The sequence below is a fragment of the Nocardioidaceae bacterium genome (assembly GCA_018672315.1).
Classification (GTDB): domain Bacteria; phylum Actinomycetota; class Actinomycetes; order Propionibacteriales; family Nocardioidaceae; genus TYQ2.
The window spans coordinates 2,591,845-2,605,717 of sequence record CP076053.1 but is presented as its reverse complement, the minus strand read 5'-3'; the positions used below and the strand labels follow the sequence as shown (position 1 = coordinate 2,605,717).

At 72.5% G+C, this 13,873-nt stretch carries 15 protein-coding genes; 5 read left to right on the top strand and 10 right to left on the bottom strand.

The genetic code is table 11. The features are described 5' to 3' along the window. Positions 1 to 125 precede the first annotated feature (125 nt). Complete coding sequence (locus KLP28_12615) at positions 126 to 1,553, top strand: DEAD/DEAH box helicase (GenBank protein ID QWC86969.1); 1,428 nt, start codon at positions 126 to 128, stop codon at positions 1,551 to 1,553. A 3-nt stretch (positions 1,554 to 1,556) separates the two neighbouring features. Here the strand turns inward: KLP28_12615 and KLP28_12610 are convergent, their stop codons facing one another. Together KLP28_12610 and KLP28_12605 are read right to left on the bottom strand one after the other, a co-directional pair. Next, the gene (locus KLP28_12610) at positions 1,557 to 2,249 is read right to left on the bottom strand and encodes a L,D-transpeptidase (protein QWC84410.1); all 693 of its coding nucleotides are present in this window, start codon (positions 2,247 to 2,249) and stop codon (positions 1,557 to 1,559) included. 5 nt (positions 2,250 to 2,254) lie between these two features. Further along, entirely contained in the window at positions 2,255 to 3,022 is a 768-nt protein-coding gene (locus tag KLP28_12605) for a ParA family protein (GenBank protein QWC84409.1), read from the bottom strand. Positions 3,023 to 3,137: 115 nt separating this feature from the next. On the opposite strand from KLP28_12605, the gene KLP28_12600 reads away from it, so the two are divergent. Beyond that, positions 3,138 to 3,944, top strand: a complete 807-nt coding sequence (locus KLP28_12600; protein ID QWC84408.1) for an SDR family oxidoreductase — start codon at positions 3,138 to 3,140, stop codon at positions 3,942 to 3,944. A gap of 18 nt (positions 3,945 to 3,962) precedes the next feature. On the opposite strand, the gene KLP28_12595 is transcribed toward KLP28_12600, so the two are convergent. Genes KLP28_12595 through KLP28_12575 form a run of 5 tightly spaced genes read right to left on the bottom strand, consistent with a single transcriptional unit; the run spans position 3,963 to position 6,703 of the window. Continuing rightward, on the bottom strand, positions 3,963 to 4,436 hold the full coding sequence (locus tag KLP28_12595) for an SRPBCC family protein (GenBank protein ID QWC84407.1): 474 nt from the start codon (positions 4,434 to 4,436) through the stop codon (positions 3,963 to 3,965). Next, positions 4,433 to 4,915 (bottom strand): VanZ family protein, encoded by a 483-nt coding sequence (locus tag KLP28_12590; protein ID QWC84406.1) that lies wholly within the window; start codon positions 4,913 to 4,915, stop codon positions 4,433 to 4,435. Before KLP28_12590 ends, KLP28_12595 begins: the two co-directional genes overlap by 4 nt. Then, a complete protein-coding gene (locus KLP28_12585; protein QWC84405.1) occupies positions 4,912 to 5,547 on the bottom strand; it encodes a hypothetical protein in 636 nt (211 codons plus the stop codon). Before KLP28_12585 ends, KLP28_12590 begins: the two co-directional genes overlap by 4 nt. Before the next feature lie 11 nt (positions 5,548 to 5,558). Next, entirely contained in the window at positions 5,559 to 6,146 is a 588-nt protein-coding gene (locus KLP28_12580) for a histidine phosphatase family protein (GenBank protein QWC84404.1), read from the bottom strand. A gap of 5 nt (positions 6,147 to 6,151) precedes the next feature. Next, positions 6,152 to 6,703: a MaoC family dehydratase gene (locus KLP28_12575; GenBank protein ID QWC84403.1), complete on the bottom strand. Its 552-nt coding sequence runs from the start codon at positions 6,701 to 6,703 to the stop codon at positions 6,152 to 6,154. A gap of 277 nt (positions 6,704 to 6,980) precedes the next feature. Between KLP28_12575 and KLP28_12570 the strand changes: the two genes are divergently transcribed. The 3 genes from KLP28_12570 to KLP28_12560 all read left to right on the top strand — a co-directional run bounded on the left by KLP28_12570 (position 6,981) and on the right by KLP28_12560 (position 9,959). Then, positions 6,981 to 7,760 carry a hypothetical protein gene (locus tag KLP28_12570; protein QWC84402.1) on the top strand — a complete coding sequence of 260 codons (780 nt, stop codon included), beginning with the start codon at positions 6,981 to 6,983 and terminating at the stop codon, positions 7,758 to 7,760. Between the two features lie 118 nt (positions 7,761 to 7,878). Continuing rightward, positions 7,879 to 9,288, top strand: coding sequence for a sensor histidine kinase (locus KLP28_12565; protein QWC84401.1), 1,410 nt, complete (start codon positions 7,879 to 7,881; stop codon positions 9,286 to 9,288). Next, positions 9,285 to 9,959 (top strand): response regulator transcription factor, encoded by a 675-nt coding sequence (locus tag KLP28_12560; protein ID QWC84400.1) that lies wholly within the window; start codon positions 9,285 to 9,287, stop codon positions 9,957 to 9,959. The genes KLP28_12565 and KLP28_12560 overlap by 4 nt, the downstream gene beginning before the upstream one ends. 173 nt (positions 9,960 to 10,132) lie before the next feature. Here KLP28_12560 and KLP28_12555 read toward each other — a convergent pair whose 3' ends face one another. The 3 genes from KLP28_12555 to KLP28_12545 form a co-directional block, all read right to left on the bottom strand. Next, entirely contained in the window at positions 10,133 to 11,326 is a 1,194-nt protein-coding gene (locus KLP28_12555) for an acyl-CoA dehydrogenase family protein (protein QWC84399.1), read from the bottom strand. Between the two features lie 86 nt (positions 11,327 to 11,412). Next, positions 11,413 to 12,750 (bottom strand): glycosyltransferase, encoded by a 1,338-nt coding sequence (locus tag KLP28_12550; protein ID QWC84398.1) that lies wholly within the window; start codon positions 12,748 to 12,750, stop codon positions 11,413 to 11,415. Next, positions 12,747 to 13,871, bottom strand: a complete 1,125-nt coding sequence (locus KLP28_12545; protein QWC84397.1) for a hypothetical protein — start codon at positions 13,869 to 13,871, stop codon at positions 12,747 to 12,749. Before KLP28_12545 ends, KLP28_12550 begins: the two co-directional genes overlap by 4 nt. Positions 13,872 to 13,873: the final 2 nt, after the last annotated feature.

The window sequence follows — 13,873 nt, the reverse complement described above, 5'->3', positions numbered from 1 at the left end:
ATGTGCACCGAACAGCAAGTAGACAGGCCAGAATACTGACCACCTTCAGAGACCTCGGGGTCCTTCCTCCCATCGCCGACGCCCTCGAGCGGGCGGGCATCGTGGAGCCGTTCCCCATCCAGGAGATGACCCTCTCGATCGCGCTGGAGGGCACCGACCTCATCGGTCAGGCTCGTACGGGCACCGGCAAGACGTTGGCGTTCGGCATCCCGCTGATCCAGCGGGCGACGCCGCCGAGCGACCCCGCGTACGCCGAGAAGGTGACGCCGGGCAAGCCGCAGGCGCTCGTCGTGGCGCCCACGCGTGAGCTCGCCCTGCAGGTGCACGGCGACCTCACGCTGGCGAGCGCTGACATCGGCCACCGGGTGCTCAGCATCTACGGCGGCACGCCCTTCGAGCCGCAGCTGGACGCGCTGCAGACCGGCGTCGAGATCGTCGTCGGCACCCCGGGCCGTCTGCTGGACCTGGCCAACCGCAAGGCGCTGGACCTCGGCCACGTCCGCACCCTGGTGCTCGACGAGGCCGACGAGATGCTCGACCTGGGCTTCCTGCCCGACGTGGAGCGGCTGCTCGCGCTGACGCCGAAGGCGCGCCAGACGATGCTGTTCAGCGCGACGATGCCCTCGGCGATCGTGTCGCTGGCCCGCACCCACATGCGGCAGGCGATGAACATCCGTGCCGAGTCGGTGACGGAGAACCAAACGGTCCCGAAGACGACGCAGTACGTCTACCAGGCCCACGACCTGGACAAGCCCGAGATGATCGGTCGGCTGCTGCAGTCGCCGGAGTCGGCGAAGACGATCATCTTCACGCGTACGAAGCGGCAGGCGCAGCGCATCGCCGACGACCTCGCCGACCGCGGCTTCCCCGCCTCGCCGCTGCACGGCGACATGGCGCAGACGGCGCGTGAGAAGGCGCTGAAGCGGTTCCGCGACGACGAGCTGCGGGTGCTGGTGGCCACCGACGTCGCCGCCCGCGGCATCGACGTCGCCGGGGTCAGCCACGTCATCAACTACACCAGTCCCGAGGACGACAAGACCTACGTGCACCGCATCGGGCGTACGGGTCGCGCCGGCAAGACCGGTGTCGCCATCACGCTCGTGGACTGGGCGGACGTGCACCGCTGGAAGATGATCAACAAGGCTCTCGACCTGCCCTTCGACGAGCCTGTCGAGACCTACTCCTCGAGCGAGAACTTCCTCGCCGACCACGACATCCCCGCCGGCACGAAGGGTCGCATCAAGGACCCCTCGCCGCAGCCGAAGCGCGAGGACTCCCGCGGTGGCTCGCGTGGCTCGGCCGGCGGATCGGGCTCCCGCTCCGGCGGCGGGCGCAACCGCACGCGTACGCGGGGCGGCCAGTCCGGTGACGGGGCCGCCTCCGGTGGCGGCGAGGCCTCGAACGGTCAGGGCGGTCAGGGCGGCCAGGGCGGTCAGGGCGGGTCGTCGAGCAGCCGCAACCGGCGTCGTCGGCGCAGCCGCGGCGGCAAGCCGGTCGAGACGCCCCAGGGCAGCCAGGGCGGCCAGAGCAGCCAGGCTGCGACCGAGGGGTAGTCCTCAGGCGACGACGACGACCGCGTCGCCGAGCTGGGCGAACCGCCACATGGCCTTGGCGTCCGGCAGCGCCTGCCGGATGCAGCCGTGGGAGGTGGGCGTGCCCAGCTCGGCGCGCGTCTGCAGGCGCCGCCCGTCCTTGGTCGGGATGGAGTGGAAGCCGATGGCGGCGTTGTCGCCGACGGTGAAGCGGACGAAGAACCTCATCTCACCGGAGTCGTCGATGCCGTAGGCCTGCTCGGACCGGGAGAACACCTCGTACGAGCCGGGGTCCAGGTTGTCGTAGATCGACCCGGAGACCGGGTACGTGCGCCTGACCTCGCCGCCGCGGCCCACGAGCCACACCCGCTGCTGGGACTCGGAGAAGACGGCTCGGCGGCCCTCGCCGGAGTCTGCGGGCAGCGGCGCCTCGGGGACGGGCTCGACCGACGGGGTGGGGATCGGCGCGTCGTAGGGCGTGCTCTCGGCGGCGCTCAGCACGGCCGCACCACGGGACGGCTCGGCCTGCGGCGCGGGAGGACCGGCGGGCTCGGCGGGCTCGGCGGCCTCGGCGGCCGTCGGTGCGAGGGTGGCGGAGTCGACCACGCCGAGAGGTCCGAGCGTCGCGACGGCGGTCGCGGCGACGGAGGAGACGAGCGCGGAGATCCGGGCGTACCGCACCCGCGGCCTGGTGCGTACGGCCTCGGGGACGACCATGCGGCTCAGGCCTTGCGCCGGGCGCGGTTGACGAGGTTCCTCGCGACCTCGCGGTAGGCCTCGGCGCCCTTGTGCGAGCGCGTCGTGGCGAGGATCGAGCGTCCGGCCGCGGGCGCCTCGGCGAACCGGATCGACTTCGGGATCGGGGGCTCGACGACCTCGAGGCCGTAGGTCTCCGAGATCGTCTCGAGCACGGTGCGGGAGTGGGTGGTGCGGCCGTCGAAGAGGGTCGGCAGGACCCCCCAGACCTCGAGCTTCTTGTTCGTGAAGCGGCGTACGTCGTGGACGGTGTCGAGCAGCTGGCCCACCCCACGGTGCGAGAGCGTCTCGCACTGCAGCGGCACCAGGACGCCGTCGGCGGCGGTCAGCGCGGCGACGGTCAGCACGCCGAGCGAGGGCGGGCAGTCCAGCAGGATCCAGTCGTACTCGGTGAGGTCCTCGAGGCTGGACTTGATGACGTGCTCGCGGCCGGTGCGGGTGAGCAGGTCGGCCTCGGCGCGCGCGAGCTCGATGGTCGCCGGCAGCAGGTCGACCGCGTCCTCGGTCGTGACCAGCACCTCTGCCGGATCCAGGCCCTTGGTGAGCACGTGGTGCACGGACAGCTCGAGGTCCTCGGGGTCGATGCCGAGGCTGAAGGTCAGGCACGCCTGGGGGTCGAGGTCGACGAGCAGCACGCGGTGCCCGAGCTCGGCGAGGGCCACACCGATCGAGGCCACGGAGGTGGTCTTGGCGACGCCGCCCTTCTGGTTGGCGACCGCGAGCGTGGTAGTCATCGCTGGCCATCATGCAACAGATCGGCAACGGTCCCCGTGATCTGCCGCGCACGGGGCGGGTGTGTCTGCTCACGCAGCCGCCCGGGGTCGCCACAGCGTCTGGGAGAGTCGGGGCATGGCCGAGTCGATCGCTCCCACCCCGCCCCCGTCCGCCCCGGGCCTCGCCGTCGTCACCGGAGGCACCGCCGGCATCGGTCTGGCCTTCGCCGAGCGCCTCGCCGCCCGCGGCCACGACCTGCTGCTGGTCGCACGCGACACCGCCCGGCTGGAGGAGACGGCGCAGCGCCTGCGCGCCGCGCACGGGGTCGAGGTGGACGTGCTGGCGCTCGACCTCTCCTCGCGCAGTGACCTCGCGGTGCTCGAGGCGCGCGTGGCGGACCCGGTGGAGCCGGTCGCCCTGCTGGTCAACAACGCCGGCTTCGGACTGAAGATGCCGCTGCTCGACAACGACGTGGAGGCCGAGCAGCAGATGCTCGACGTGCTGGTGACCGCGGTGATGCGCCTGACCCACGCGGCTCTCGGGGCGATGGTCGCCCGCGGGTCAGGGCGAATCGTCAACGTCTCCAGCGTGGCGGGCTACCTGCCGCGGGGCACCTACGGGGCGGCCAAGGCGTACGTCACGGCGCTCAGTGAGTGGGCCGACCTCACCTACGGCAGGCCGACCGACGGTGCGGTGCAGGTGATGGCGCTGTGCCCCGGCTTCGTACGCACCGAGTTCCACGAGCGCATGGACGTGGGGCGCGACGCCGTACCGTCCTTCCTCTGGCTCGACGTCGACGACCTCGTCGACGGGGCGTTGCGGGACCTCGACGCCGGCAGGCGCCTGTCGGTGCCGAGCCGCCGCTACAAGGCGCTCTCGACGCTGGCGCGGCACACGCCGTGGGGACTGCTCGGCGGGCTGCAGTCGATGGGACGGAAGTAGGTCACCCGCCGAGAGCGGTCAGGAGAAGCGCCGGGCGAGGTTGCGCAACGTGGAGGCGATGCCCTCGCCGTTCTTCTTCGGGAACCCGGCGAGCTCCAGCGCCTTCGGCACCAGCGCGGTGGAGTAGTCGAAGGTCTCGGTGACCTGCGTACGCCCCTCGCCGACCTGCTGCATCTCCCAGCGCCACGTGTGACCCATGGGGTGCTTCCAGGCCACCACGGCGTGACCCGGCTCCTCGCTCACCTCGACCGCACGGCTCTTGATCTTGTACGGCAGCCCGAACTGCTTCATCGAGACCGTGAAGGAGTCGCCCTCGGTGAGGCGCTCGGGCCCGGAGACCTTGTCCTTGACGGTGCCGGAGCCGTCGAGCTCGTGGTGCCGGTGCGGGTTCGCGACGAGCGCGAAGATCTGCGACGGCGGCGCGGCGACCTCGATGCTGCGGGCGACCTTCTGCGGGCCGGCGTCGACGGTGGTCACGTCTGCGTGGGTCATGGGGTGGTCCTACCCATGTCGGCGGCGATCTCCCGCTCCCGCGCCCGGGAGGCGCTGCGGCGCCGCACGACGAGCGCGGCGGCCGCGTACGCCACGGCACCGCCGAGCGTGTTCGCGACGACGTCGGAGGCCTGCGCGCTGCGGTCGGGCAGCAGCGCGCCCTGCCCGGTCTCGACGGCCACCGTCACCCAGAAACAGACGCCGGTGGCCCACAGCGCGCCGCGCGCGGGCCGCAGCACGGCCAGCGCGAGTCCGAGCGGCACGAACAGCAGCACGTTGAGACCGACCTCGACCGCCGCGTAGGTGCGCGGACCGCCCCCGATGCCGGGGACCAGCGTGAAGGCTCGGGACAGACCGGTGATCGCACGACCCGGCAGGTCGGGCGTGGGCGTCGCGACCATGGCCGCGATGAGGAGCGCCGCGAGGAGGACACCCGCGGCGGCCACCCCGCGGCGGCGTACGCCCCTGCCTCCCCTCACCACGGCGGGGGCGGCCCCCCGAAGCTCATCTCGACCAGCTCGGGGCCGAACTCGGCGACGTCGGCGAGGATCCAGTCGTCGCGCAGCAGCAGCGCCGCCGAGGCAGGGCGCAGCACCAGCCACAGCCAGCGGCCCTCGTACTCCCCGGCGAAGACGGAGCGGTCGAACTCGGCGTCGGCGGCCGAGGTCGAGATCGGCCACAGCGGCACCGGGCGGGTGCCGACGCGGACACGCACCTCGGGTCGACCGGCGCGGATCTGCTCACCCGGGTCCTCGTGCAGCGTGCCGGCGACACGACGCCCCAGCCCGGTGCCGGGCTCCTCGCTCACGACCGTGATCTCGACCGGACCGTCGAGCAGGGAGGTGCCGGCGCAGCTGAGCGCGGTGGCGCGGACGGACTCGCCCCCGCCCCCGACGGAGCCGAACCGGGTCACGGTCCAGTCGGGACCGAGCGGCCACGGCACGAGCGTCGGCATGCCCTGGGCGTGCCGCAGGTGCAACCCGAAGGTCTCGTACGTCGCCTCCCCCGGCATCCACAGCGGCCGGGTGAGGCCGTGCTCGAGGCAGCGCACCTGCTCCCCCTCCGAGACCACCGGGGAGGAGCAGCGCGGGCAGCCGGCGACCAGGCTCACGAGGGGGCTCCTCAGGCGTTCCAGGAGGTGACGACGGCGGTGCCGCGGTCGTCACCGAGGGTGGAGACGGTCGCGGTGTCGAGCACGAAGCGTCGCCCCTCGGAGACGTCGAGTCCGAGCCACCGGGCGGTCAGGGCGCGCAGCCCGTGGCCGTGGCCGAAGACGAGGGCGTCGGAACCGTCCGCGGTCGCCTCCCGGAGGCGGTCCACGGCCCGGTCCATCCGCTGGGTCACCTCGTCGGCGGACTCGCCGCCGGGTGTCGCCTGCGTCCACACGCTCCAGCCGGGCTGGTAGCGGTCCTGGATCTCCGGGGTGGTCAGGCCCTCGTAGTCGCCGTAGTCCCACTCGCGCAGGTCCTCGTCGAGCTGCGGGTCGTCGAACCCGGCGAGCGCAGCCGTACGACGGGCCCGCTTCAACGGGCTCGACACGATGAGACCGAACGTGTGGTCGGTGAGCAGGTCGCGCAGCGCGACCGCTGCCTCCTCCCCCTCATCGGTCAGCTCGAGGTCGGTGTGGGAGGTGTGCTTGCCCGACTTCGACCACGTCGTCTGCCCGTGGCGTACGAGCCACACCTCGCCCGGGGTCGTCTCCTCGGCCATGCCGCTCAGCCCTGCCCGGTCTCGGTGTCGGCGTCGGGGCCGGGCCAGTTCTTGTCCGGCTGCGGCACCGGCCGGCCGGGCTGCTCGCCGCCGCGGGCCTGGAGGTAGCTGTCCTTCGGCACCATCACCTTGCGGCGGAAGATGCACACGACCTTGCCGTCCTGGTTGTAGCCGATGGTCTCGACGTGGACCACACCGCGGTCGTCCTTGCTCCTGCTCTCCCACTTGTCGAGCACCCGCGTCTCGCCGTAGAGGGTGTCGCCGTGGAAGGTGGGGGCGACGTGGCGCAGCGACTCGATCTCGAGGTTGGCGATCGCCTTGCCCGAGATGTCGGGGACGCTCATGCCCAGGAGGATCGAGTAGACGTAGTTGCCGACCACGACGTTCTTGCCGAACTGGGTGGTCTCCTCGGCGTAGTTCACGTCGAGGTGCAACGGGTGGTGGTTCATCGTCAGCAGGCAGAACATGTGGTCGTCGAACTCGGTGACCGTCTTGCCGGGCCAGTGCTTGTAGGTCGCGCCGACCTCGAACTCCTCGTAGCTGCGGCCGAACTGCATGCGTGCTCCTCGTGATCGGTCGTGGTGCCGGCGGGGCCGGTCGGGGGCGTCGGCCCAATCCTGCCCTGCGGCGACCCGATCGTGCGCGGGGGCGTCACGGAGGTGTCGCGCACGGGTCCGGGGCGGCGTCGGTCGGGGCGGATGCCGACCTAGTACCAAGGGCGCATGGCGGCGCCGGGGGTTCCTCGACAATCATGCGGGCAGGTGTCGCCTGCCGTGCGGGCACGGCACAGGCACGGCACGGGCACGGCAAGTCCGTACGGGGTGAGGAGGGACGATGAAGGAGCTGGGCCTGACGGTGGCCGCGCTCGTGCTCGTCTCCGTGCCTGCGGCGGTCGCGATCGGCAGCGGCGAGACAGCCGTACGCAGCCTCGAGGAGCCCAGGGTCTTCACCGTCGAGACCGCCGATCCGTCGCCCGCGGAGCTGGCCCGCGAGCGGCGACAGCAGATCCGCGCCGAGAGGCTGGCCGAGCGGTGGGCCGAGCAGGCCGCCCGCCAGAGCGGTGACCCCGCCGAGGACCCCACCGAGGACCCTGCCGAGGACCCTGCCGAGGGCCCGTCCCGGGACCCGGCCGGCGGGCGGGGCGGCTCCGCGGAGGGCGGGCAGTCCGGCGGCCGACCGGGCGAGCCCGGCTCCCCACCACCGAGTGCCCCCACGAAGCCGCTGCCGTCCGCGGTGCCCACCGACGTGCCGTCCGAGGTTCCGTCCCAGGTCCCGTCCCAGGCCCCTTCCCAGGTCCCGACACCAGAGCCCGGCAAGACCCCCAGCGGCGCGCCCACCGACAAGCCGAGCCGCGCCCCCAGCCCAGCGCCTGGCTCACAGTCCGGCTCACAGCCTGACTCACAGCCCGGCTCGCAACCCGGCTCGGCACCCAGCGCGCTCCCCGACCCGTCCGGCCGACCCGACCGTCCCGCGGGCCGTGCGCCGGACGGCGTGCCGGGTCAAGGCAAGGGCAGGGGCCGAGGCCGCCCGGACACCTCGGGCCCGCCGGGCCGCGGCCCCGCCGTGGGGGCCCCCGACCAGGTCGGCGTCCCCGGTCCCGACACCCGGGGCTGAGACTTCCGTCCGGGGCCGCGACGGGCGACCATGTGGTCGCGCGCCTCCTCCGTCGATGATTCCGCGCGCCCTGCTCGTCTTGTCCGCCCGTCCGCCCGCCCAGGAGAAGGGACCTGCCGTGTCACAGCCCACGACGCCGGGTCCCGGCACCGCCGGCCGACCTCCTGTCGCTGACCAGGACAGTGATCCCGGCCCGGATCCCGTCGAGCTCACCGGGGCCGGGAGGACCACGCACGACGGCCCGTCGTACGCCCACCTCGTACGCAGCGTCGCCGTCCGCGCCGCGCTGGTGCTCGTCGTCGTGATCCTCGCAGGAGTCCTCGCCGCGCGCGCTCTCGCCGAGCGGGAGGCCCTGGCCGACGCCACGACCACCGCGGACGTGCTCGCCACCTCGGCGGTGCGCTCGGCGCTGACCGAGGGCGTGGTCACCGGCGATCCTGCCGCCCTGCTCGAGTTCGACCGGTTGCTACGCCCCGTGATCGAGGACTCGACCCTCGTCCGGGCGAACATCTGGGACGACGACGGCCTCATCCTGTGGTCGGACGAACCGCGGCTCGTCGGCGAGCGCCGCGTCCTCGGCGAGGCGAGGTCGGGGGTGCTGGCCTCGGGCGCCACGCAGGCCTCGGTCGTCGACTTCTCCTCGTTGCAGTACTCGGACGGGCTCGCCCAGCAGGAGCTGCTGCAGGTCTTCCGGCCGGTCAGCTCGCCGGAGGGCACCGCCGTCCTGTTCGAGATCTACGCGACGTACGAGAGCGTCGACACCCGCGCCGACGACCTGACCCGGGGGTTCTCGGCCATCACGATCAGCGCCCTCCTGGTCTTCGTGGTGCTGCTCCTCCCCCTCCTCCGACGACTGACGTCCGGTCTGCAGCAGGCGCAGGCCGCGCGGGAGCGGCTGCTGGAGGGAGCTCTCGACGCGTCCGCGGAGGAGCGGCGTCGCATCGCCGGCGACCTGCACGACGGTGTCGTGCAGGAGCTGGCCGCCACCTCCTTCGCCCTGAGCGGCGCGGCGGCCCGCGCCCCCGCGTCCGACCCCGACCTGCGCCGGGATCTCGAGGACGCCGGCAGCACGCTGCGGAGCAGCATCGCGGGTCTGCGCTCGCTGCTGGTCGACATCTATCCTCGCTCGCTCGAGCAGTCAGGGCTCGCCGCCGCTCTCGACGACCTGGCCGGCACCCTCCGCTCGCGCGGGATCTCCGTCGATGTCGCGATCGACGACGAGGTCGTGCTCGACGCCGAGCAGGAGCGGCTCGTCTTCCGCGTCGTCCGGGAGTGCCTGCACAACGTGCGTCGCCACGCGCGCGCCGACCGCGTCACGATCGCCCTCGCGGCCGTCGAGGACGGCGCCGAGCTGCGGGTGGCCGACGACGGACTCGGCTTCGACCTCACCGAGGTGCAGGAGCGTCCCGAGCACGGACACGTCGGGCTCCGCGTCATGGCTGACGTCGCCGCGCGCCACGGCGCACGGCTGTCCGTCTCGACCGCACCGGGCGACGGCTGCACCTGGATCATGGAGGTCCCCACGTGACCGACGAACGCTCGACAGGATCATCCGCCTCGACGCCGGCCCCGGCCCCGGTGCGGGTGGTGGTCGTCGACGACCACCCACTCGTACGCACCGGCCTGATCGGCCTGGTGCGCTCCTCGGCACCCGACCTCGAGATCGTCGGGGAAGCAGGCGACGGCGCTGAGGCCGTCGAGGTCGCGCTCGACTCCGCGGCCGACGTCGTGCTCATGGACCTGTCGATGCCCGGGGTCGACGGGGTCGCCGGGACCCGGGCGCTGTTCGCCCGGGGGTTCGAGGGGGCGGTCGTCGTGCTCAGCTCCTTCGCCGACACCTCCCGTGTCCGTGAGGCGCTCGAGGCCGGCGCGATCGGTTACCTGCTGAAGGACTCCGACCCCGAGGCGGTGCTGGTAGGCATCCGGTCCGCCGCGCTCGGGCACGCACCGTTGGACCCCCGCGTCGCCCGCGCGTTGCTGCCGCGGGCGGGCGACAGCACACCCGGCGGCGACCTGAGCGCCCGCGAGCGGGAGGTGCTCGGCCTCATCGCCCAGGGTCGCGCCAACAAGCAGATCGCCCGCGAGCTCGGCATCAGCGAGCGCACGGTCAAGGTGCACGCGAGCAACGTGTTCCGCCGCATCGGGGTGCAGGACCGCACCAGCGCGGCGATGTGGGCGCGGGACAACCTCGACCGCTGACCGCGCCCGGGTGGGCATCGGCGCCACCGCTGCGGGCGCCGATGCCCCGATCGGCCCGACCGGTGCGTACCCGCGGCCGCATCTTCAAGCATGAACGACGACAGGGCCGGCCGCCATCGGACGATGGTCGTAGTGCCGGCCCTGCCGTCAGGACTGCGCGCGCGTGCGCGACCTCAGATCTTGTACTCCTTGAGCATCGACCGGCCGATGATCATCTTCTGGATGTCGGCCGTGCCCTCACCGATCAGCAGGAAGGCGACCTCGCGGTAGAGCCGCTCGATCTCGTACTCCTTGGAGTAGCCGTAGCCGCCGTGGATGCGGAAGCTCGCCTCGACGACCTCGTGGGCGTACTCGGCGGCGATGTACTTCGCCATGCCCGCCTCGACGTCGACGCGTCCGGCGTTGTCCTTCAGGCGGGCCGAGCGCACCATCATCGCGTGGGCGGTCTCGACCTTGGTCGCCATCTCCGCAATGCGGAACAGCACGGCCTGGTGCTGGGCGATCGGCTTGCCGAAGGTCTCGCGCTGCTGGGCGTACGCGACGCCGAGCTCGAAGGCGCGGTTGGCGACCCCACAGGCGCGGGCGGCGACGTTGACGCGGCCCACCTCGACGCCGTCCATCATCTGGTAGAAGCCCTGGCCGGGCTTGCCGCCGAGCACCTGGTCGGCGGAGACCTTGTGGTTCTGCAGCACCATCTCGGTGGTGTCGACGCCCTTGTAGCCCATCTTCTCGATCTTGCCGGGGATGGTCAGGCCGGGAGCGGTCTCGCCGAAGCCGGCCTCCTTCTCCAGCAGGAAGGTGGTCATGTTCTTGTAGACCGAGTCGGCGCCCTCGTCGGTCTTGGTCAGGCAGGCGACCAGGGTGGAGGAGCCACCGTTGGTCAGCCACATCTTCTGACCGGTGATCTCGTAGCCGCCGTCGTCGGTCTGCTTCGCCTTCGTCGAGATCGCGGAGACGTCGGACCCCAGGCCCGGCTCGCTCATCGAGAACGCGCCGCGCACCTCGCCCTCGGCCATGCGGGGTAGGTACTTCTGCTTCTGCTCCTCGGTGCCGTGGTTGAGCAGCATGTAGGCGACGATGAAGTGGGTGTTGATGACGCCGGAGACGCTCATCCAGCCGCGGGCGATCTCCTCGACCACCAGCGCGTACGTCAGCAGGGACTCGCCGAGACCGCCGTACTCCTCGGGGATCATCAGGCCGAAGATGCCCATCTCCTTGAGGCCCTCGACGATCTCGGTCGGGTACTCGTCGGCGTGCTCGAGGTCGGTGGCGACCGGGATGATCTGCTCGTCGACGAACTGCTTGACCGTCTTCAGGATCTCGGACTGGATGTCGGTGAGACCCTCGGTCTGACACAGGCGGGGCATGGTCGGTCCTTTCGGATGACGGACGCGGCAGGCGTGCGGGTTGACCAGAGTATGCGGCGCTGCCGCCCATCCGTCTGTCAGCGAGGTCACGAACCGTTGCGGCGTACCTCACGTGTGCGCCGGGGGCCCGCGAACGTACGCGCCCGGGAGAGCTCGTCGAAGAGGCGCTCCCAGCGGTCCACGACCGAGTCCAGGGTGTACTCCTGTGCCTTCTGCTGCGCGGCGGCTCCCATGCGGCGCCGCAGGTCGGCGTCGGTCATCAGCTCGGCGAGCGCATCTGCGTACACCGCCCTGTGCGCACCCCGTTCCTCCCGGGTGCCGCCGTCGGGCACGAGGCGGCCGGACACGCGGTCGTCGATCAGGTCCGAGGGACCCCGGGGGCAGTCGTACGCCACGATCGGCAGACCGACGGCCTGGGCTTCCAGCAGCACCATCGGCAGACCCTCGAAGTGCGACCCCATCGCATAGATCGACGCACCCTTGAGCACGGCGTCGAAGTCGTCGGCGTAGCCGGGGAAGACGATCCGGTCCGCGCAGTGCGTGGCGGCGGCGCGCTGCTTCAGCTGGTCCTCGATCTCGCCCTTGCCGTAGACGTGGAGCTGCCAGTCGGCCAGCTCGGGGCGCTCGGCGACGGCACGGGCGAAGCCGTCGATGACACGGTCGAACCCCTTGCGTGCCTCGAAGCGGCCCGCGGTCACCACCACGGGCGCCTCCAGCGGGGCACGCTCACCAATCGCGAAGGGCGAGGCGTTGGGGATGGTGACCACGCGGGCACCGGCGCGCTTGGTGCGTGCCCAGCGGCGTACGAAGTCCGCCTCGTCCAGGGTCGTCAGCGTGACCACGGCGTCGAGCCGTTCGGCCGCGGCGTCGATGGCCCCGATGACCGGGGCGTTGTCGGCGCGGGTCAGGTAGTTCATGTGCTCCTGCGCGATGCGCACCACCCACGGCGGGGACCACCGGGCCGCGGCCCGGTGGAGCGTCGGCCGCGTCGAGATCAGGATGCACGGGCCCAGCGTCGCGAGCCGTCGCGCCAGCAGCAGGTCGGTGAGCCGGCTCATCTCCGGCTCGAGGTCGACCTGGTCGATCAGACCGGTCGGCTGGGCGTCGAGCCGCCGCTGCCAGCCCGGCGCCTTCGGGTCCTCGGCCGGGCGGACGAGCCGCTTGCCACCGCGACGGCCCTTGGGCCGCTCGCCGGGACGACCGCGGTCGCGCCTCTCCGCGATCCACTCGACCTGTACCCGTGGGTCGAGGTCGAACTGCGGCTTGAGACGGCCCGAGGTGAGACCGAGCAGGGTCACCTCGTGGGTCTCGGCGAGCGCGTTCGCGAGACCGATGACGGTCCGCGCCACTCCCCCGCCGCCGTAGATGTTCTGCACCAGGAAGACGACCTTGGTCGGCACCCGGTGGTGCGTGCGCTCGCTCAACGGCTCTCCCGCCTCTCCAGCTCCGACTCGCCCGCGGGCAGGTCGCGGTAGCTGCCGGTGCTCTCCTCGACGTCCAGCACCTCGCTGCGCAGTCGCGCCAGGAGGTCCGCGACCAGGGGCACGGCCAGGTCGAGCAGGTCGGTGTCGGTGACCTCACCGGGATGACGGCGACCGGTGACGCCGCCCGCGTCCTCCGGGGGTGGCGTACGCAGGTCCTCCAGCGACCCGATGACGTCGTACCCGCTCGCGTGCAGCGCGTCCGCCATGGCGCGGCTGCGGGCGCCGACCGCCGCGGCGGTGTCGGGGTCGACCGCGATGCGCGACCCGGCGGCGGGCACGAGCAGCTCGTGGCCGAGGTAGCGGCGCAGCCAGCGGTACCGGTCCGTCCAGTGCGCGGCGTCGAAGTCGATGCGCTCGGTCAGCGCCGGGGACAGGCGGCGCAGCAGCTCGGCGGCCTCGACACCGAGCGACTCGTTGGGCTGCGCGACCTCGGTGTCGCACCAGGCCGGGTCGAACCCGCAGGCCGCGGCGAAGCGTCGCAGCAGCGCCTGGGGATCCGTACGGGTCGGCGGCACGGTCACCACGTGCACGCGCGCGGCCGGGACGGGCGGGGACCAGCGGGCCAGCACCCGGTCGGCCTGCAGCGCCCACCAGGACCAACGGTCGGCGTCGTCGTCCTCAAGGCCGGCCGCGAACTCCCCCAGACCCTGGGTGCCCCCCAGCTTCACGGTCTCCTGCCACGCCGCCGGGACCACCGCGGTCAGCGCCCGCGTGGTGTGCACGACGTGCACCTCCTCGGCGCCGCCGAGCTCGGCGAGCTGGTCGAGCATCCGGGGCACGAGGTCGGCCGGGGTGAGGCAGAACCACTCGCCGCTGAGCACGGCGGTGCCGTCGTGGTCGCGCACCTGCGCGAGCATCGACCGCCACGTCTGCATCGCCGGGCCCCGACCCTGGGTGCGGTTGCGCACCGCCCTCGCGGCACGCGCGTAGTCGCCGACCCCCTCGCCGGGCACCAGCACGCCGTGCTCGGCCAGCCGGTCGACGGAGGCGAAGAGGATGGACTGCAGGTAGGTGGTGCCCGATTTGGGCGCCCCCACGTGCAGGACGACGCGGGAGGCCACGT

Bases quoted from the DNA above. Each gene is read 5' to 3' on its own strand.
- KLP28_12575 (QWC84403.1), bottom strand. From the start codon at position 6,703: ATGCAGTTCGGCCGCAGCTACGAGGAGTTCGAGGTCGGCGCGACCTAC.
- KLP28_12595 (QWC84407.1), bottom strand. From the start codon at position 4,436: ATGACCCACGCAGACGTGACCACCGTCGACGCCGGCCCGCAGAAGGTC.
- KLP28_12605 (QWC84409.1), bottom strand. From the start codon at position 3,022: ATGACTACCACGCTCGCGGTCGCCAACCAGAAGGGCGGCGTCGCCAAG.
- KLP28_12615 (QWC86969.1), top strand. From the start codon at position 126: ATGACCCTCTCGATCGCGCTGGAGGGCACCGACCTCATCGGTCAGGCT.
- KLP28_12570 (QWC84402.1), top strand. From the start codon at position 6,981: ATGAAGGAGCTGGGCCTGACGGTGGCCGCGCTCGTGCTCGTCTCCGTG.
- KLP28_12580 (QWC84404.1), bottom strand. From the start codon at position 6,146: ATGGCCGAGGAGACGACCCCGGGCGAGGTGTGGCTCGTACGCCACGGG.
- KLP28_12600 (QWC84408.1), top strand. From the start codon at position 3,138: ATGGCCGAGTCGATCGCTCCCACCCCGCCCCCGTCCGCCCCGGGCCTC.
- KLP28_12555 (QWC84399.1), bottom strand. From the start codon at position 11,326: ATGCCCCGCCTGTGTCAGACCGAGGGTCTCACCGACATCCAGTCCGAG.
- KLP28_12610 (QWC84410.1), bottom strand. From the start codon at position 2,249: ATGGTCGTCCCCGAGGCCGTACGCACCAGGCCGCGGGTGCGGTACGCC.